Source organism: Pandoraea eparura, from assembly GCF_902459725.1.
GTDB lineage: Bacteria > Pseudomonadota > Gammaproteobacteria > Burkholderiales > Burkholderiaceae > Pandoraea > Pandoraea eparura.
The window spans coordinates 112,064-131,336 of record NZ_CABPSH010000012.1 but is presented as its reverse complement, the minus strand read 5'-3'; the positions used below and the strand labels follow the sequence as shown (position 1 = coordinate 131,336).

General features: G+C 61.4%; 16 protein-coding genes and 2 pseudogenes. 6 read left to right on the top strand and 12 right to left on the bottom strand.

Annotated features, from left to right (window positions below; genetic code table 11):
- Nucleotides 1–9 precede the first annotated feature (9 nt).
- Entirely contained in the window at nucleotides 10–2,385 is a 2,376-nt protein-coding gene (locus PEP31012_RS19935) for an HAD-IC family P-type ATPase (protein WP_150591032.1), read from the top strand.
- A 619-nt stretch (nucleotides 2,386–3,004) separates the two neighbouring features.
- Here PEP31012_RS19935 and PEP31012_RS19930 read toward each other — a convergent pair.
- The 3 genes and pseudogenes from PEP31012_RS19930 to PEP31012_RS19920 all read right to left on the bottom strand — a co-directional run.
- A pseudogene (locus PEP31012_RS19930) lies at nucleotides 3,005–3,262 on the bottom strand (transposase domain-containing protein); the annotation flags it as partial.
- 18 nt (nucleotides 3,263–3,280) lie between these two features.
- Nucleotides 3,281–3,670: a Fur family transcriptional regulator gene (locus tag PEP31012_RS19925; RefSeq protein ID WP_150591031.1), complete on the bottom strand. Its 390-nt coding sequence runs from the start codon at nucleotides 3,668–3,670 to the stop codon at nucleotides 3,281–3,283.
- Nucleotides 3,671–3,692: 22 nt separating this feature from the next.
- Nucleotides 3,693–3,770: pseudogene (locus PEP31012_RS19920) on the bottom strand (GTP-binding protein); the annotation flags it as partial.
- Between the two features lie 301 nt (nucleotides 3,771–4,071).
- Here PEP31012_RS19920 and PEP31012_RS19915 point away from each other — a divergent pair.
- From PEP31012_RS19915 to PEP31012_RS19900, 4 genes are read left to right on the top strand one after another with little or no spacing between them, the layout of a single operon-like run.
- The gene (locus tag PEP31012_RS19915; RefSeq protein ID WP_246171391.1) at nucleotides 4,072–5,088 is read left to right on the top strand and encodes a metal ABC transporter solute-binding protein, Zn/Mn family; all 1,017 of its coding nucleotides are present in this window, start codon (nucleotides 4,072–4,074) and stop codon (nucleotides 5,086–5,088) included.
- Between the two features lie 5 nt (nucleotides 5,089–5,093).
- Nucleotides 5,094–5,915 (top strand): metal ABC transporter ATP-binding protein, encoded by an 822-nt coding sequence (locus tag PEP31012_RS19910; protein WP_150591030.1) that lies wholly within the window; start codon nucleotides 5,094–5,096, stop codon nucleotides 5,913–5,915.
- Nucleotides 5,916–5,921: 6 nt separating this feature from the next.
- Nucleotides 5,922–6,833: a metal ABC transporter permease gene (locus PEP31012_RS19905; RefSeq protein WP_150591029.1), complete on the top strand. Its 912-nt coding sequence runs from the start codon at nucleotides 5,922–5,924 to the stop codon at nucleotides 6,831–6,833.
- Between the two features lie 2 nt (nucleotides 6,834–6,835).
- Complete coding sequence (locus PEP31012_RS19900; protein WP_150591028.1) at nucleotides 6,836–7,615, top strand: metal ABC transporter permease; 780 nt, start codon at nucleotides 6,836–6,838, stop codon at nucleotides 7,613–7,615.
- 103 nt (nucleotides 7,616–7,718) lie between these two features.
- Here the strand turns inward: PEP31012_RS19900 and PEP31012_RS19895 are convergent, their stop codons facing one another.
- The 5 genes from PEP31012_RS19895 to PEP31012_RS19875 form a co-directional block, all read right to left on the bottom strand.
- Entirely contained in the window at nucleotides 7,719–8,135 is a 417-nt protein-coding gene (locus tag PEP31012_RS19895) for a universal stress protein (RefSeq protein WP_150591027.1), read from the bottom strand.
- Nucleotides 8,136–8,435: 300 nt separating this feature from the next.
- Nucleotides 8,436–9,620: an HlyD/EmrA/EmrK family protein gene (locus tag PEP31012_RS19890; protein WP_150591063.1), complete on the bottom strand. Its 1,185-nt coding sequence runs from the start codon at nucleotides 9,618–9,620 to the stop codon at nucleotides 8,436–8,438.
- A 116-nt stretch (nucleotides 9,621–9,736) separates the two neighbouring features.
- On the bottom strand, nucleotides 9,737–11,227 hold the full coding sequence (locus PEP31012_RS19885) for an efflux transporter outer membrane subunit (protein WP_150591026.1): 1,491 nt from the start codon (nucleotides 11,225–11,227) through the stop codon (nucleotides 9,737–9,739).
- Between the two features lie 53 nt (nucleotides 11,228–11,280).
- Entirely contained in the window at nucleotides 11,281–11,721 is a 441-nt protein-coding gene (locus PEP31012_RS19880) for a MarR family winged helix-turn-helix transcriptional regulator (protein ID WP_150591025.1), read from the bottom strand.
- Between the two features lie 79 nt (nucleotides 11,722–11,800).
- Nucleotides 11,801–13,363 (bottom strand): DHA2 family efflux MFS transporter permease subunit, encoded by a 1,563-nt coding sequence (locus tag PEP31012_RS19875; RefSeq protein ID WP_150591024.1) that lies wholly within the window; start codon nucleotides 13,361–13,363, stop codon nucleotides 11,801–11,803.
- Nucleotides 13,364–13,570: 207 nt separating this feature from the next.
- Here PEP31012_RS19875 and PEP31012_RS19870 point away from each other — a divergent pair, with 207 nt between their 5' ends.
- Nucleotides 13,571–14,236: a TetR/AcrR family transcriptional regulator gene (locus PEP31012_RS19870; protein WP_343039909.1), complete on the top strand. Its 666-nt coding sequence runs from the start codon at nucleotides 13,571–13,573 to the stop codon at nucleotides 14,234–14,236.
- Nucleotides 14,237–14,267: 31 nt separating this feature from the next.
- On the opposite strand, the gene PEP31012_RS19865 is transcribed toward PEP31012_RS19870, so the two are convergent.
- From PEP31012_RS19865 to tcuA, 4 genes are all read right to left on the bottom strand, one after another.
- Complete coding sequence (locus PEP31012_RS19865) at nucleotides 14,268–14,987, bottom strand: SDR family oxidoreductase (RefSeq protein WP_150591061.1); 720 nt, start codon at nucleotides 14,985–14,987, stop codon at nucleotides 14,268–14,270.
- 251 nt (nucleotides 14,988–15,238) lie between these two features.
- Nucleotides 15,239–16,558, bottom strand: a complete 1,320-nt coding sequence (tcuC, locus tag PEP31012_RS19860) for an MFS transporter (protein ID WP_150591023.1) — start codon at nucleotides 16,556–16,558, stop codon at nucleotides 15,239–15,241.
- A 53-nt stretch (nucleotides 16,559–16,611) separates the two neighbouring features.
- Nucleotides 16,612–17,835 (bottom strand): tricarballylate utilization 4Fe-4S protein TcuB, encoded by a 1,224-nt coding sequence (gene tcuB, locus PEP31012_RS19855; RefSeq protein WP_150591022.1) that lies wholly within the window; start codon nucleotides 17,833–17,835, stop codon nucleotides 16,612–16,614.
- A complete protein-coding gene (tcuA, locus tag PEP31012_RS19850; protein WP_150591021.1) occupies nucleotides 17,822–19,231 on the bottom strand; it encodes an FAD-dependent tricarballylate dehydrogenase TcuA in 1,410 nt (469 codons plus the stop codon). Before tcuA ends, tcuB begins: the two co-directional genes overlap by 14 nt.
- Nucleotides 19,232–19,273: the final 42 nt, after the last annotated feature.

The following is a 19,273-nucleotide window of genomic DNA, read 5'->3' as shown; positions in this document are numbered from 1 at the left end:
TAATACATCATGACCAACGCACAACCGCTCCCGGTGGCGCACAACGAAGAGCCAAGCGCTGGGCTATCGGAGGATCAGGCCCGCGTCCGGCTGCGGGAATACGGCTTCAACGAGATTCCGGAAAAGCCCGTCAGTTTGCTGCGCGGCATTCTCAAGCGACTCTGGGGGCCCATTCCCTGGATGCTTGAAGTTGCGTTGATCTTCGAACTCGTCCTGGGCAAGGTCAATGAGCCGATCATGATCGGCCTCTGGCTGCTGTTCAGCGCCGCAGTAGGCGGCGTCCAGGAGCGGCGGGCACAAAGCGTTCTTGATCTTCTGCGCGGTCGCCTGCGCGTTGGCGCCAGCGTGCGCCGCGACGGAACGTGGCGACTGGTGCCTGCACGGGAACTGGTCCCCGGAGATCAAATTCACATCGGACCGGGCGATCTGGTTCCCGCCGATTGCACGGTCGACGACGGAACGATAGACGTCGATCAAGCTGTACTGACCGGCGAATCGGCCGTCGTGACGTGCCGTGCTGGTGAGGTGATTTATTCCGCATCCACCGTTCGTGGCGGGCAAGCGACGGCCACCGTGACGGCGACGGGAACCCAAAGCTATTTCGGCCGGACCGCCGAACTCGTGCGTTCCGCACGGGCCGTAGGCCACCTGGATCAGCTTCTCTTTGCCGTCGTGCGCCATCTCGTCACCATCGACGCCGTGCTGGCGGCGTTGCTGGTCGCTTTCGCGCTCTGGGGCGGAGCTGATCTGCTCACGCTGATTCCCTTCCTGCTTGTGCTCGTGATCGCCACCGTTCCAGTGACGATGCCGGCGGCGTTCACCGTAGCCAATGCCGTCGAAGCCCGATCACTCGCGCGCAACGGCATCTTGGTTACAGGACTTTCCGCTGTTCAAGAAGCGGCAACGATGGATGTGCTGTGCATTGACAAGACCGGCACGCTCACGCACAACCGGCAGGTCGTCACGGCCATCGTTCCCGTCGCGGCCGAGTCCGAAAACGACGTGCTGGCCTGGGCCGCTGCCGCCTGCGATGAAGCGTCCCAGGGTCCTCTGGAATTGGCGGTCCTGGGCGCCCTGAGGCAGAGGTCGGTGCCCACGCTCGATCGCCAGCGGCTCGTTCCTTTCAACCCGGCGACAAAGCGCTCCGAGGCTTATGTCAATCGTGACGGCCAATCTATCCGGGTGGTTCTCGGATCGCCGGCTGCCGTGCAAGACCTCGCGCAGCCCCTCGCGGGGCTCCTCGATCGTGTAGAGAAACTGGCCGCGACCGGCGCGCGCGTCCTGGCCGTGGCGGTCGGGCCGGAAGATCGTCTGACCATTCGCGGCTTGGTGGCATTGGCCGATACGCTGCGCGAGGATGCACCTGCCTTGATCAAGGCGTTGCAAGGGCTGGGCATTCGCGTACTCATGGTCAGCGGGGACATGCTGGCAACCGCCCGTACCGTTGGCCGCCAGGTCGGAATCGGTGATCGCTTCGGCGACGCGAGGACGGAATTGACGGACCCGCTACGCTATGATGGCTTCGCCCACTGCTACCCGCAGGACAAGTTCCGCCTGGTGCAGGTGCTCCAGCACGCCGGTCACGTCGTCGGCATGACGGGGGATGGGGTCAACGACGCGCCGGCGCTTAAGCAAGCTGAGGTCGGCATCGCGGTGAGCAGCGCGACCGACGTTGCCAAGGCATCCGCCCAGGTCGTCCTGATGCACCCCGGACTCGCGGACATGATCGCCGTCATCCACAGCGGCCGGCGCGTCTACCGTCGCATGCTGACCTGGACCATCACCAAGATCGCCAGGACGATCGAACTGGCTGCCTTGCTCGTCATCGGCTATATCGCCAGCGGCTTCTTTGTGACTTCGCTATTGCTGATCGCCGTGCTGGTGGTCTTGAACGACATCGTCACCATTACGCTCGCCACCGACCGCGCTTGGGTTTCGCCCACGCCGGAGAAATGGAACATCAAAGATATCAGCAGGATCGCGGCTATTTTTGCGGCTGGTTGGCTGCTATTGGGATTTGCCATCGTGTGGATCGCACGAGACGCGTTGGCCCTCTCCGTTGCCCAGATACAGACGCTGGTATTCGTGTATCTGATATATTCGGCGCAAACAACGATCTACCTGACGCGCGTACGAGGACGGTTTTGGTCATTTGCACCAAGCCGATATGTCGCTTTGGCAACGATCGGGAATGCCGTCATCGCAACGATCATGGCCTACTTCGGTCTACTAGCGGCGCCTATTCCTGCTACTGTGCTGTGCGGGCTAATGGGTGTGGTTCTGGTAGCGACCTTTGTTCTCGATGAGTTGAAACTGTACTTCTTCAAGCGCGCTCACGCTCTGGGACCGCTCGGGAATCTGGTTGATGGCGATCGACACTCATAAATAAAAGACCTCTCACTTCAACGCATTGCGCGCATCGGGTTCAAAATACGATGTAGCCTTCGAATGCCAGTACGCCAACCTCTGCGCCACACCCACTACCGAATGAGCGCGCTCAGTGACTTGCTTGACTGCCTCAATCTTGACTCGTCTGTGTACCGCTTGCCGCTCATACTGACCTCCTCGGTTGCCACAAATTATGGCTCGAAGATGTCTACAAAAGGCTGGCCGGCCCAGCATCGATCCACACCAGATATGATTACCTGACTCGGCTCGCAGAATTGGACCCACATTCTGTCCACGGTAGAGTCCGCAACCGTTTTGCATCTATTTTCTGTCGCGCCACAGAAACGCACTCAAATTGTGTCCGCATTGATGGACAAAAATTAGGGTGTCTATGCCGTTCGCAAATTGATAAGTTATTGATTTTATTGTTGCTATGGGATGGCTGCGAGCACCCTACTTTGCGTCCGCCAACTGGATGATCTACCGCTGCCGCAAACCCCTTGGGCGGTTGGCAACGTTGCTGTGCCGCAATCGCCGACGGCTCCGTCGAAAACGCCGCTGATGTTACAAAAAGCGTAAGCGGTCGATCGACCACGCCCTTGCGCGTTGACGCGAATTAGGCCGCGGTGGTGTCCGTGCGCCGGCCCAGCTTCCACGGCAACAAGGCCTCGTAATCATCGGCGCTGCGTGCATGAGGCAGCGCTTTGAACAACTCGGTCAGATAGCGGTAGGCGTTGACGCCGTTGGCCTTGCACGTCTCGACGAGCGAATAGAGATTGGCGCTTGCTTTCGCACCGCCGGTCGTATCCGCGAACAGCCACGCACGGCGCCCCACCACGAATGGGCGAATCGCGTTCTCGCGGGTTCGTGGGTCAGCGGCTCGGCATTGATGTCACTGCGGCTCGACGCAAGCCGCGCAGTTGCCGTGCAGCTCGATGGTCGAGCTGCGCAGCGAGAAAGCGTTGTCCTTCATCCAGCAACCGAGGTAGCGCTCCAGGCTGTTGTCGGCGAACTCATCGACATGCCCGCAGTTGTCGCAAATGGCGAATGCCTTGAGGCCGTGCCGACAACCACCGGAATGGCAACACGACACGTATGCGTTCAGACTCTCCAGCCGATGAACCAGCCCCTGCTCGGCAAGGCGCTCCAAGGCCCGGTAGACCTGCACCGGCGCGCTGAAGCCCGTATCCCGCAGCCGATCCAGCAGTGCGTAGGCACTGAGCGGGCTGCCGGCCTGCTGGAGCGTGGCGAGAACCCGTTGTTGTTTAGCAGTCAGTTGCATGGGAACACCTCACAAGCCACCAATTCAGAACGTGATTCAGGAGCGTGGTCTTGCCCTGGCCGAGAAAGCCGGACAGCACGGTAACGGGGCACTTGTGCACATAAAAAGCGGACCTTTAACGTGGTGAAAATAATGCATGAATCAATACGGCTAGACTGGTGGCCGCTTCGCCGAACTCGTTTTCGATGACGGCAACATGTCCACCGTGATGCTCCGTCAGGGTGCTCGGGAGCTGGGCAAATGGTGATGGCCGAGACGACGCCCACGCGCGGGCCGCCCTTTTCACTGGTGGGGTGGTCCCAGTGCCCATGAGACTCACTGCCCCACTGGACGCTAGGTTTGTTATGTTATAACGTATCGCTCAATGAGGAAATTCTATTTTGTCGTTACCAGGAACGCCAATGAAAATGATCGCCGCTACGTCACGCACCCCCGTTCATCATGGCCAGTCGATGCGCTCGGGACCGTCAAAGCCGTCTGCCTCGTGCGATGCAAGCAGGATCATCGCTAGCCTGTCCGCTGCATTGGTTCTGCTTATCGGGTATCAGGGCAGCGCCATAGCCGCAGCAGCGGCGCCTGGCGTAATCAATGCCATCGGTGTGGAAAACGAGTACGCCGACGTCATCGCCCAGATCGGCGGCAAGTATGTTCAGGTGAGCGCGATCGAAACGGATCCCAACACGGATCCGCACACCTTCGAGGTCAACCCGAAGGTGGCCGCGCAGATTGCTTCCGCCGACCTGATCGTGAAGAACGGTGTGGGATACGACGCCTGGGCCGACAAGATCATCTCTGCTGCGCCCAATAGCAAACGCAAGGTTATCGACGCCCAGCACCTGCTCGGACTGCCCGACAGCACGCCAAACCCGCATCTCTGGTACGACCCGAAAACGATGCCGGCGGTCGCGAAGGCGGTGGCGGCGGACCTGTCCGCACTGAACCCGGCGCAGGCGGCCTACTTCCAGGCCAACGTGAAGAAGTTCGACGCATCACTCAAGCCCTGGCTGGCCGCGATTGCAACGTTCAAGACTCACTACGCGAAAACGCCCGTTGCGGTGACGGAGCCGGTCGCCAACTACATGCTCGAAGCGGTCGGCATCGACATGGCCACCCCCTTCAGCCTGCAGGCGGCGATCATGAACGGCACCGATCCCTCTCCGCAGGACGTGACAAGACAGAACAGCCTGTTCACGGACCACAAGGTCAAGGTGTTCGTCTACAACCAGCAGGTCACGGATGCGCTCACCCAGTCGTTCCTCAATCTGGCCAAGAAAAATGGTATTCCGGTAGTCGGCGTCTATGAGACCATGCCAACCCCCGGCTTTACTTACCAGTCGTGGATGCTGGCGGAAGTCAATGCACTGGAAAAGGCCGTGACTTCGAAGGTGTCCACCGAAACCTTGCAGGCTGCAAAGTGACCGGCATGTGCCTTGCGAACGAGGTCCTTGCAGTCGACCGGGTGAGCGTCTCGTTCCCGGGGCACAGGGTGCTTCATGAGGTGAGTTTCAGGCTGGAAGCGGGAGAGTTCTGCGGCCTCATCGGTTCGAACGGTTCGGGCAAGACCACGCTGCTGCGCACGATCCTCGGCTTCCAGGCAGCGAGCGCGGGCAGCATCCGGATCAATGGTGCGCGTAGCCTGACCTCGGTGGGTTACGTTCCGCAGAAGATTGCGCTCGACCCCTACCTTCCGATGCGTGCGCGGGATCTGGTGTCGCTCGGCCTTGATGGCCATCGGCTCGGTCTACCGTTGCCATCGCGCAAGCGCCGCGAGGCAGTCGACGAGATGCTCGAGGCCGTGGATGCAGAGCTTTTCGCCGACCAGCGCATCGGAGAACTATCCGGTGGACAGCAGCAACGAGTGCTGATCGCACACGCGCTGGTTCGCCGTCCCCGGCTGCTGTTGCTAGACGAACCTCTGGCCAACCTCGACATGCGCAGCGTCGCCGAAATTGTCGCGCTATTACACCGCCTCAGTGTCGAGCATGGGCTTGCGGTCCTGCTTTCGGCGCATGACATGAATCCCTTGCTGCCAGTGATGGACCGGATCGTCTACCTCGCCAACGGTCAGGCAGCGAGCGGGTCGGCGGACGAAGTGGTGCGTACCGAAGTTCTGAGCAGACTGTACGGTTACCACATTGATGTCGTCCGCGTGCACGGCCGGGTGCTGGTGATTGCCGCCGGCAACGAGGCCGAGATTCTTTCCGCTATCCGCCAGGATCCCGTTCATATTGCGCAGGTTCCCTGATTCAAGATGGATTCGCTACTCACCCTGATCTTTGAACCGGGCTTCTTTACCAACGAACCGGTGCATACCGCGATGGTGGTCGGGGGCGGCGCCGCACTCGTATCCGGCGTGATTGGCGTGTTCACGGTGATTCGGGGCCAGGCCTTCGCCGGTCACGCGCTGGCCGATGTTAGCAGCGCGGGCGGTGCAGCGTCGTTCCTGCTCGGCATCAACCCGTTGCTTGGATTTCTCATCATGGCAGTCATGGCCGCGGGTGGCATGGAACTGGTGCGGGTGCGCCGCGCCCGTGAGCGCGATCTTGTGACCGGCGTGGTGCTGGGCGCGGGGCTTGGCCTTGCCGCGCTGTTTCTGTATCTCGACGTGACATCGAAAAGCACGACTGGAGCGGCGATCACCGTCATGTTCGGTTCGATGTTCGCGATTCCGGCATCGATCATTCCGCTCGCACTGGCGGTGGGTACCGGCACGTTGATTGCCGCGGGCGTGCTTTACCGTCCCTTGCTGCTCAGTTCCCTCGACCCGGAACTGGCGGCAGTGAGGGGCGTGCGTGTACGGACGGTCGGACTTCTGCACCTGCTGGCACTGGCGCTCGCCGTTTCCCTGTCAGCTATCACCGTTGGCGCCATCCTGTCGACCGCACTCCTGATCGGTCCGGCGGCGATCGCCTTGCGGGTGGCGAAGCGGCCCAGCTGGGCCGCGGGTCTGTCCGCGTTGATCGGTGTGGGCGCGACCTGGGGTGGCATTCTGCTCGCGTACGACAGTTACTACTGGACGCCCGGGCACGGCTGGCCCGTGAGCTTCTTCGTGGTGACGCTAATCTTCGTGCTGTACGTCGTCACAGGACACACCGGACTGGACCGGAAGCGTTCGACAGGTACGTGGATTGCCCTGCGCTCCGGCGAAGCGGGTGAGGTCTGACGATGTTCTCCAGTTTCATGACCAACACGTGGATTGTGGCGAGCATCGTGGCGGCGGTCGCCGGTGTCATCGGATTCTTCGTGGTCATTCGGGGCGCCTCGTTCGCTGCGCACGCCTTGCCGCTCGGCACCTTTCCGGGCGCTGCAGCGGCAAGCCTGCTCGGTATCAATCCGCTCTTCGGCCTGATCGCGTTTGCTGGTCTCGGCGTCATCGGAATCAGTTGGCTGAGCCGGCGCGGACGACACGAAGTCGCAACCGCCCTTTGCCTCATCACGCTGCTAGGCCTCGGGGCGTTGTTCCTGAGCATGACGAACGAGTATTCGCAAGAGGTCTATGCTCTCCTTTTCGGCGAAGTGCTGGGCGTCAGCAACACCGATCTCGCGCCCGTCGCAGTAATCGGCTGTTTCGCGATTGCGGTTACGGCGGTGCTCTTCCGGCCACTCCTGCTCAGTTCGGTGTCGCCGGATCTCGCGAAGGCGAGAGGCGTATCGAACCGCGCGATGGAATTTGCGTTCATGAGCATCCTGGCGCTTGCGACGGCCATGGCACTGCCGGTAGTAGGCGCGCTGCTTGTGTTCAGCCTGATGATTGGGCCCGCGGCTGCGGCCCGCTCGCTGACTGACCGGCCGATTCCTGCGATATGTGTGTCGGTTGGCGTTTCGCTCGCCACGGCGTGGACATCGATCGCCCTCTCGTATATTTCCAACTGGCCAGTCGGTTTCTTCGTTGGCATGCTTGGGGCCGCCTGTTACGGACTGGGGCAGGTGTGGACCCGGGCATGAATCTGGTCGCTGACGGATGTTTCGCGGACTTCGGTTCGGGCAGAATGCGTTAGCCGCCCGGTTGTGCGGGTTCCGCTGGGTCATTACGGTGTCCCCAACCGTTTCAGTGGAGCATCGTCACTGGCGTGTGGCTAAGGTGCCACAGTCGGGCGAGCACGGCCCATCTGTGAAAGAAGCCCAGGTGGCTCGCATCAAGGATCACGATATCCGCATGACTTTGTGCGGCATATTTCGCGATCGTTCGTTCCGCCGGCCCGAACACGCGCTTCCACGTATATGGGACCCCGGCGTCTTCAAGAATCGCCCGTGTCTGCATGAGAGCGTCACGTGCGGCGTGCTTTTCGCGTCTACGCAATGCGCTCAGCGAATGGAACGCAACGGCGCGACTTCCGGTCGCGTCGTCAAGCACCTCGATGATCTCGACGTTTGACACACATCGCTCGGCGAACATGAATGCGCCGTGACGTGCCGCCTCGATGGCGCCTTGGGTTCCGAGCACGGGAATGAGTACTTTAAGCATTATGGACCTCTGCTGCGCTTACACGCGGTTTCTTCGTCGATTCCATTCAAGCACAGCCAATGCAACGACGACGTAAACGCTCGGAATTGCGCCGTAAAAATTCGATCAAAATTTTCGGCCAGGTGTGCCTGGCGCGAAAACGCGATGTCGGCGTCAGTCGGCACGTCGCCAACGAAAGCACGCCGTGTCAGAGCGAACTTTCCCTGCCCTCCCCGTCCGCTCGCGGTAGCGCCTCGCGCAAGGTGTCGACGGCGCGGGCGTGCTTATCGTAAGTTCTGCGCATACCGCTCAGACGAAAGCTCAATCGCTCACGCCGCTGGGCGGGGTTGCATTGCGCGCGATGATGTTCGCGATCTCGGCATCCGCCTGCGCGCCGTAGTGATCGAATACGTCGGTGCGATAGCTCGTTGTCTTCGCCGCTGCAAGTTGTGATCCCGAATCGTCGCGCGTGCTGACATCCACCTGCATCGAGAGTCCGAGACGCAGCGGATGTGCCGCGAGTTCGCGGGGATCGAGTTGAATGCGCACCGGAAGGCGCTGCACGACCTTGATCCAGTTGCCCGTGGCATTCTGTGCGGGGAGTACCGCAAAAGCACTGCCCGTACCGGCGGAAAAGCCGACGACATGCCCGTGGTACGTCACGCTCGATCCATAGACGTCCGCGCTCAGCGTGACGGGCTGACCAACGCGCATGTGCCTGAGCTGGATTTCCTTGAAGTTCGCCTCGACCCACACGCCGTTCAGAGGCACGATCGCCATGAGCGGCGCCCCCGAGGACACATGCTGCCCAACCTGAACGGCACGTCGCGCGACGTAGCCCGTCACCGGCGCAGGCAACGTGTTCCGCGCGAACGCGAGATATGCCGCCCGAACATTCGCCGCCGCGGCCTGCACCGCCGGATGTTGCTCAATGCTCGTTCGTGCCGTCAACGCGCGATTCGCCTTGGCCTGCTGGCGTGCGGCCTCAACCGCGGCGCGCGCGGCGTCAACCGTATCGCGAGCGTGCGCAATGTCCTCTCCGGAAACCGCCCCCGTGCCCGCCAACGCCTCGCGGCGCTTCAGATCGGCGATGGCACGTGTCAGATCGGCCTGCCGTTGTGCCAGTGCCGCACTGTAGAAGTTGTTGTTGGCATAGAGACCGCTCACCTGCCGCACGGCCTGGCCAAGCGCTGCCTCGGCATTCTGAAGTGCGACTGCGGCATCGGCCGCGTCGAGCTTTACGACGGGATCACCGGACTTCACTATCTGCGTATCGTCGGCGTTGACGGCAATCACCGTGCCCGCGACCTGGGGCGTCAATTGCACGAGATTGCCACTCACGTAGGCATCGTCGGTCGTCTGGTGAAAGCGCGCGTATCCGTAGTAGTAAGTCGCCCATGCCGCCCCGGCGGCCAGCGTCGTAACGGCGAGGAGCGCCAGCAGGCGATTGCGTCGCGATGCACGCCCTGTGGTCGCCGTCGTGGTCGGGGCCGACGCCGGTTCCATGCGCCCTACCCCGCTCCCCTTCGTGTGCGCAGGCCGACGGTCTCCCGCGGCGCCTTCGATATTGTTGGTGTCGGTCATGATCTTGCTCCTGTCGTTCGGTGTTCGAGTCGTTACGTTCAACGCGCCGCCACCGCGGCCGGCGTATTACGCGGGTGCGCCACGGACGCATCCACAAAGCCGCCCCCCAGCGCCGCAGCCAACTGAATCTGTCGATCGCGACGACGCATTTCCAGATCGGCTACCGATGCTTCTGCGGCGAGTGTGTTCAAGTCGGCGTCGAGGACCGTGAGCTGGTTGGCGATGCCGGTCTGGAATTGCAGACTCGCGAGGTGGTTGGCCTGGCGTGTGGCGTTCTGGGCATCGCGCGCATCGTTGAGCTGTACGTCCGTTGTGCGGAGTTCGGCGATTTGTGTGGCGACTTGACCCAGCGCCGTCAAAAGCGTTTGGTTGTAACGTGCGACGGCGCCGTCATATTCCGCGTAGCGTCCCTTGAGCTGGGCACGCAATGCGCCTGCATCGAAGATTGGGAGATGAATGGCCGCTCCCATGGACGCCGTGCGGCTCGCGGCGGTGAGCAATCGGCCCAAGCCGAGCACGTCGAGTCCGACAGCCGCGCTCAAGTTGATGTCCGGATAAAACTCGGCTTTGGCCACTTTCACTTCATGAGCGAGCGAAACAACGCGCCAGCGCGCGGCCACGATATCGGGGCGCCGACTCACGAGGTCCGCGGGCAGGTTGTCAGGCAGGCGAATGTCGTTGCCCATGCCCAAGGCCGGCCGAGCGATCGACAGCCCGCGGTCCGGCCCCTCCCCCATCAGCGAGGCAAGTTGGTAGCGGGTGGCGCGAATGCTGCCGTCCAGACCCACAAGCTTGCTTTTGCTCGCCGAGAGGCGGGTTTGCGCCAACTTGTGTTGGACTTCCGTATCGAGCCCGCTCGCAACGCGGCGGCTTTCGATGGCGTTGATCGCTTCGCGGTTGCGCACCTCGCGCTCAGCCATGTCGTGCAACACGAACTGAAGCGCGAGCCGGTTGTATGTGCGGGCAATCGCCTCGGTCAGCGTGAGCCGCACCATTTCCGCATCGGCACGCGCGGCCTCGGTTTGCGACACGCTCGCTTTGAGCGCCTCGCGATTTTTGCCCCATAGATCCAGGTCGAAGGACGCGGACAAAAGCCCCCGGTTCTCCGTTTGCCAGGAACCTGCGTAAGGCGGCGGAACCAATGCATTGGCACTGTATTGGGTGCGCGTGAGCGCGTTATCCGCATCGATATGCGGCAGCGTCTTGGCAGTCGCGGTTTCGCTGAAGGCTTCGGCGGCGGCCACGCGAGCGCGTGCCTGCTCAAGTGTCGGACTCCCGCCAAGCGCCTCGGCGATCAGTGCGCTCAGTTGGCTGTCGCCGAACTGGTCCGCCCAGTCCGCAGACGGCCAGTGACCTCGCTCGGCGGGAAGGCTTTGCGATGACGTGTAGTGCTCCGGCGTCGACATTTGCCGGTCGTCATGAATGCCCGAGAAGTTCGCACAGGCGGACGTAATGGCAATGCACATCGTCGACAGGGCCAGCGTGAGCCCTCGCGAAACGGCTTTGACGGTTAAATTCTGCGTTTTCATTTTCTGACCTGTCAGATAATTGGAGAAAAAAAGACGAAACACGGTCTCGCTCTTTATTCATCCCCCACAAACTTTGTCAAAAGCCGCTTCAGTTCTTCAAATTCCGACTCGCTGAAGTTCCGTAGTCTAGCGTTAAGCACCGGCGGTACGATCTCGGGAATTCGGCCTGCCGCCGTTTCGCCGGCTGACGTCAAACTAAGGTTGACGACACGGCGATCTTCGACGCTGCGTGATCGACTCAGCAGCCCCTTTGCCTCGAGCTTATCTAGCATACGAGTCATGAGTCCGGTATCGATACCGAGCAGGCGCGACAGTTCGAACGGCGTCGTGGCAACGCCGCGCTGCAACGACAGCAGAATGCCCATTTGTTGGCTGGAAATATCGAGTTCCTTGAGCTTGGCATCCACTTCGGCAGACAAGACGTTGCGCGCTTTGGTCAGCAAGAATCCAATACTTTGCGTCAGGCTGAAATTCATCGCGCTATAGTGATCCATCGCAGGCTCCTTTTGTCTGATTTAGACAATAGGTGTAAAGTCAGATAATGTCAAGTGTGAAACGCCGTCCGCAAGGCGATCAGTGCCCTGCGGCGCCTGCCGCGCCCGCCCCTGCCCCCTTCACCGGCCGGGTGACCCAGATCAACGGAATGATGACGATAAAGATGACCGACGACAGCCAGAAAATGTCGTTCAGTCCCAGAATCGTCGCCTGTGCATTCAGGGCGCGTTCGAGCAGCGCGAGCGCTTTCGGTGTGCCCGCGCCCGCGGCGAGCTGTAATTTGTCCAGCGTGTCAACGAACGCGGGATGATTGATACTCGTTTGCTCTGCCAGACGCGCGTGGTGCAGAACCGTCCGGTTGTTCCAGCCGGTCGCGACCAGCGACGTTCCCACCGCACCCGCGAATATCCTGGCGAAGTTCGACAAGCCAGCGGCCGCGGGGATCTTTTCCGGGGGTAACCCGGACAGGATGATGGCCGTCAGCGGCGTGAAAAACAACGCGGTCGGGATGCCCTGCAACAGCGTTGGAAGTACGAGACTGAAACGGTCGATATCGGTCGTGTAGTGCGAGCGCATAAAAAACACGCCTGCGAAGCCGATGAAGGCGAGCGTCGCGAGAACCCGCATATCGGAGCGAGGCATGATGCGCCCCATGATCGGCGCCAGTATGACGGCGAAGATGCCCAGCGGCGCGGTGACCAGTCCCGCATCGATCGCGGGGTAGCCAAGGGATCCTTGTATCCACTGCGGCAGGATGACGAGATTCGCGAAGAACACTGCGTAGGCGACCGAGATCGCCACCGTCCCACCCAGGAAATTGCGGCGTTGAAACAGTCGTAGATCGACGACAGGTCGTTCCTCGGTCAGCTCCCATATCAGGAAGAACGCAAACGAGACCAGCGCAACCACCCCGAGCGCCCAGATGATTGGCGAGTCGAACCAGTCAAGATCTTTTCCCTTGTCCAGCATGATCTGCAGCGATCCGACCCACGCAATCAGCGAGACGAGACCCACCTTGTCGATGGGCAACTTTCGGGAAGGCGTTTCGCGTTCGCGGTAGATAGCCCAGATCGCGGCCGCCGCGAAAAGACCCACCGGGATATTGATGTAGAAGATCCACGACCAACTGTAGCTATCGGTAATCCACCCGCCAAGCGCCGGGCCCGCGATTGGCCCGACCGTAGCGGTCATCGCCCAAAGCGAGAGCGCGCTGGCGCTTTTGTCCTTTGGGAACGACGCCAGCAGCAAGGCCTGAGACAATGGCACGAGCGGACCCGCCACCGCGCCTTGCACCACGCGTGCGACAAGCAGGGTCATCAGATTCGGCGCAAGCCCGCATGCCGCAGAGGACAGAACGAACAGCAGAATCGCCCAGACAAACAACCGCACTTGTCCAACGCGCTGCGTCAACCAACCCGTCAGTGGAATCGAGACTGCATTTGCCGCGGCAAAGAGCGTGATCACCCATGTCCCCTCGTCTACCGACACTCCCAGATTGCCCGAGAGCGTCGGAATCGCAACGTTTGCGATGGACGAGTCGAGCACATTCATGAAAGTGGCGAGCGCGACGGCGAAGGTGCCGATCGCAAAGCGCGCGCCAGTGAGAGGCGCGGGCGTGCCGGTAGCGCTGGACGGGGTCATGGTAAGCCTCGGGTTATAGTTGATAAATCACTATTTGATTGGTCAGATAAATGGCCGAAAATGCGGGCGTCCCAGTGAATCAACATCCGGTGACGCCCGACATTCCCTGCGCGAAGGACAGTTCGCGGGAGCGGTTCCTAATTTTCTGACATTAACTATAATTGACTTTGCAGACAAATTCAAAGTCTTTCTTAATCCTGTTGCCTGGTGCATCGCCATTTCATATCAATTGATATAAAATGTGCTTTTCCCTTAATTCAGGAGCCGCCCATGGGCCGCCCACGCGGATTCGACTCGACGGATGTCCTCAACGCTGCCCGCGATGCTTTTTGGGCGCGCGGTTACGAAGCGACATCGACGCGTGATCTGGTGAAGGCGACGGGGCTCACACAGCCGAGTCTCTATAACGCGTTCGGCGACAAACGCACCCTGTTCCTTCGTGTACTGGACCACTATTTGAACCAGACGCTGCGCGAGCGTATTGCCCAGCACGAGTCGGCGGCGACGCCGGGCGCGGCGCTGACGGATTTTTTCGCCGACGTTGTCCAGCGATCGCTCGACGACAAGGCGCAACGTGGTTGTCTGATGGTGAACTCGGTGCTTGAGGCTGCGCCGGGCGATTCGGAATTACGCGATGCCATTACCGAGGAGCTCACCCGCATTCGCGACTTCTTTCTGCGCAGTATTGATGCCGGCCAGCGCACCGGTGAAATGCGCTCCGACATTGACGCCGAGCAGGCTGCCGATCATTTGCTTGCCGTTTTGCTCGGCCTTCGCGTGATCGCGCGCGTACACCCTGCACGTGATTGGCTCGTCGGGGCGGTATCTCCCGCCCTGACGCACCTTGGATTGCGCCCCCTGCACCTCGATTGAACCACGCCGTCGAGGGCGCTGAAGAACGCGGTCAGATCATTGCCCGTCCGATCGATGCCCCACCGTCGACAAACAATGTTTGTCCCGTGATGAAACCGGCGTCCTCGCCCAGCAGGAACGCTACGGCTGCGGCCAACTCATCGGGGCGTCCGAATCGCTTCATCGGAACGAGCGAGAGAAAGCGCTGCTCGGCCTCGCTCCCCGGCGGCGTGTTGGCACGAAACATTTCGGTTTCTGTCGGCCCAGGCGCCACGGCGTTCACGGTGATACCCGTCTCGGCCAACTCCAGGGCCCAGGTTCGCGTAAAACTGATCATCGCGGCTTTCGCTGCCGCATAGGTCGATCGCTTGGCAACGCCCAGGACCACGAGACTGGACAGATTGACGATGCGCCCCCACCCCCTCGCCTTCATCCCGGGCAGCAGGGCCTGGACGGTCTGCACGGCGGGCACGAGGTTCTCCCGCAGGGTGTTATCGAGATCATCGAGGTCAATCGAGCCAAGCGGTGAGAGCTCAATGAACCCGACGTTGTTCACCACGCCATCGAAGGCGAAGCGCTTTGCCAAGTCGTTGAGGACATCCGTTGTGGCTTGTCGATCCGTCAAGTCGACGGAGACTAACGTGCCGGGGAAGCTGGCGTCGTTTGCACTGCGCGAGAGGCCAACAACATGATGGCCCGCTGCGGCCAGACGCTCGCTGAGCGCGCGACCAATGCCTTTGCTTGCGCCAGTGATCAGAAAAGTTCGTTTCATTTCAGGGGTACCTTGATAGATATATGGATGGCGGAATTGCTGCGGCATCGACGCGTCCGTCCTATGTCGCGCGTATCGCGCCCGCCCGTGAACGACCATGAGTCCATTCACGGGCAATGGCGTTGCGCGTTCAAACACTCGGCTACCGCACAACATGACACCATTATATATCGATCGATACAAAACGTGCTGGCACCCTGATATTTGTCAACGGCCCGGTTTCTGGCCGCCGACGGCATCACGTGCATGCGTCAGGCCGACGAGACTAACGTTGCCGTGGGCCCTCGCCCTGGCCGGTACAGGCCGAGCGTGGCAATGAGCCCGCAGAGCGCGGCGAAACTCAGCCAGTAGCCCGGTGAAGCCTTGTCGTGTGTGATCTGGATCAGGTAGGTCGAAACGGCTGGGGTGAAGCCGCCGAACACTGCGGTCGCGAGACTGAACGCCAACGAGAAGCCGGCGACGCGGACTTCCACGGGCATCACCTCCGTTAGCGCGGCGACCATCGCGCCGTTGTACATCCCGAAGAAGAACGAGAACCACAGCAGCACGGTCAGCATGCGTGCGAAGCTCGGCGCGCCGGCAAGCCACGAGAGCGCGGGATAGGCCGTGAAAATCGCCAACACGGAGATGGCGAGCAAAACCGGCTTGCGTCCGACACGGTCCGAGATCGCACCGCCGATCGGCAGCCAGAGGAAATTCGATGCGGCCGCGAGCAATGTCACCACCAGACTGTCGGACGTCGAGAGCTTGAGCACGGACTTGCCAAAGGTCGGCGTATAGACCGTGATGAGATAGAACGTGGTGGTTGTCATGGCCGTCAGCAACATGCCGCCGATGACGACGCGCCAGTTGACGCACAGCATTGCAAAGATTTCACGCAACTGCGGACGGTGCCGCCGCGCTTCGAATGCCGTCGTCTCCTGCAATGAACGGCGCAGCACGAAGAGGAACGGCACGATTGCGCAACCGATGAAGAACGGCACGCGCCAGCCCCATGCGACGATCTGATGTTCGGTAAGCCACCGGTTCAACCCGTAGCCGATCGCAGCCGCCATCACGATCGCGACCTGCTGACTTGCCGACTGCCAACTCGTATAGAAGCCCTTGTTGCCAGGCGTGGCCATTTCCGCGAGATAGACGGAGACTCCGCCCAGCTCCGCGCCGGCCGAGAAGCCCTGTAAAAGGCGCCCGAGCAGCACGAGCGCTGGCGCGAGCAGCCCGATGGTCGCATATCCTGGCACGCACGCGATCAGGATGGTGCCGCTCGCCATGATCGACAGCGTAACGATCAGACCGGTGCGCCGCCCGACCTTGTCGATGTAAGCACCGAGAAAGATCGCGCCAAGCGGGCGCATCAGAAAACCTGCGCCAAATACGGCGAAGGTGAGCATCAACGAGGCGAAGTCGCTCGTCGACGGGAAGAATATCTTCGAGATCGACGTCGCATAGAAGCCGAACAGAAAGAAATCGAATTGCTCGATAAAGTTGCCGCTTGTCACTCGCAGCACGGCAGCGGCTCGGCTCGCTCGCGAGCCGCCGCCAATGGCGGAGATCGATTCTGTGGGGGTCATGGTGTCTCCTGATTATTTTGTAGGTGAGGGGCGCCGGCGGCGCCCTGAGAAAGCTATTCCGAACCCAGGCCTAACGAACGACCTTGACGCTTCTCGATCGACGATTTGAGCAATGCCGCCGAGCGAAAAATGCCGTGGGCAAACTTTCCATAGGGAAGCGTGGCGAACAGCGCCATGACAATGCCCAGATGGGTCGCGAGAAGCGACGGCATCGCGGGCGTTGCACGAAACGCTAGCAACGCGAGACCGGATACGCTCGTCAACAGCAACAGCGCAATGAAACCCCGGTCCATCGGACGTTGGCGGACGTCGGTGCGTTCGGGATCGCGCCTGAGATTCAGCCACCACAACCCTGCCGGCCCGACGAGAAGTCCGATGCCACCGACCGTGCCCAGCAGCACCGGCACGCTCAGGTACGGATACGGCGCCTCCCATCCGAACGCATAGTGATATAGCGTTGCAACCGCGGTCGCCGCGAAGCACAGCAGGAATCCGTAGAAGGTCAGGTGATGGAAGCGGCGTCGCGCGAGCGTGAATGCATCGTCCGATTCGTTGCAGCCGTCGCCGTGGCCACCATCGAGATACTTAAGCGTGAGCGCGTGCTTTGCCGCTTCTGCGGCGGCCGGCATGCTTACGCTCGACGTTCCCGCCGCGACGTCGCGCCAGAATCGCGTTACGCCCACGCCGAGCGCCAGCATCGCAAACAGAAACACCGTGCCGAACATTGCCGCGAGCAGGTTGTGCGGGAATATTGCATAGAAGTTTGCTGATGTGGCGTGCGCCGAAAGACCGCTGCGCAACGCCAGACCAAGCATCAGAAAGAGTGCGAGACCTGTTGCCAGCGCGACCGACAACGTCAGGCCGTTACGCTTGTACAGCGCGCCCAACGCCGCGGGAAACGCATACTCGGTGTACGTCTCGAGGCGGACTTGCGCCATCGCCTTGGGCACGTTCACGGCGAATTCGTGCGGTGGTGCATACTGGCACGCGTGATAGCACGCGCCGCAGTTATGGCAGAGATTCGCCAGGTAGTTGACGTCCGCCTTGCCGAATTCCAGACGTCGCGCCATGGCCGGAAACACGGCGCAAAAGCCCTCGCAATAGCGGCATGCGTTGCATATCTGCATCTGCCTCGCCACTTCCGCTTCGCTATGGCTCAACGGCACAATGGGGATCACTCGCGCGGCGCTGCCCGACGCGTCGTGTTTGGTTTTCGGGGTATCGAACGGCGACGCGGTCCGCGTGCGTTCGGGGGTGAGCACGTCAGACTGCTGCACTGAGAGCCTCCGTTGTCTTGAGTGCGGCGCGCGCGGCCTGCGTGCCGGCAATGCGTCCGAACGCCGTGCCGATCGACATGCCAACGCCGGCCGTATAGCCTTGGCCGAGCACGTTGCCGGCCATCATTTCGCCTGCGACGAACAGGTTCTCGCTCGCCACGCCGCCGAAGTGAACCTGTGCCCGCTCGTTGGTTTTCAGACCGAGGTAGGTGAACGTGATGCCCGGACGCAGCGCATAACCGTAAAACGGTGGTGTATCGATCCGGCGTGCCCAGTGTGTCTTGGCCGGCGTAAGGCCTTCGGTGTGGCAGTCGTCGAGCGCGGTGTGGTCGAAGGTACCGATGCGACATGCATCGTTGTAGCGTGTGATCGTTTCCATGAATCGCGCTTCCGGCAACCCCATCTTGCGCGCAAGTTCCGGCAGCGTATCGGCCTTCTCGCCGGGAAACACCGGCGGCATGAAACGGCCGATCGCCTTCGAGTCGATGATGGAGTAGCCGATCTGGCCCGGCTGATGCGCGACGAGCCGTCCCCAAATCGCATAGCGCTTGGGCCAGAAGTCTTCACCCTCGTCGTAGAAGCGCTCGCCGTCGCGATTCACCACGACACCCAGCGACACGCAGTCGATGCGGGTGCAGATGCCGCCGTCATAGAGCGGCGCACGCGCATCGATGGCAACGCAGTGGGATTGCGACGGTTCGCCGATCAGGTCCGCGCCGGCATCCGTCATATGTTGGATCAGCACCCCCGTGTTGAATCGCGTGCCGCGAATCAGGAAGTTGTCTGCCGGCCATTCGCCGCGCTCGTTTTGGCCCCAGGCTTCGCGCAGCCAAGCACGATTCGATTCAAAGCCGCCCGCGGCGAGAACGCACGCGCGTGCCTCGAACCGCTTGTCACCGCTGCGCGCAGCGACGAAGTGCGCGCCATCAAGTTCCAGCGAATCGACGGGGGTTTCGTAGCGGATGTCCACGCCGAGTGCTTCCGCACTGCGATAGTACGCGTTGACCAGCGCCTTGCCGCCGCCCATGAAGAACGCATTCGTACGCGCCACGTGCAGCGCACCGGACAGGGGGGGCTGAAAGCGCACGCCGTGTCGCCGCATCCACGCCCGACAGGATGACGAGGCGCGGATCGTCAGCCGTGCAAGGGGTTCGTTGGTGATGCCGCCAGTGACCTTCAACAGGTCTTGCCAGAATTCCTCTTCCGGATAGGCATCCACGAGGACGTCCTGTGGCGCATCGTGCATGCACCGCAAATTTCGCGTGTGTTGCGAGTTGCCCCCGCGCCATTCGCGCGGTGCCGATTCGAGAAGCAGGACCGACGCGCCGGCCTCACGCGCCATCAACGCCGCGCATAGCGCGGCATTGCCCCCTCCGATTACCAGTACATCGACCATTTGACTTGGCTCCTTTCGGACGCATCATAGGGATGCCAAGCC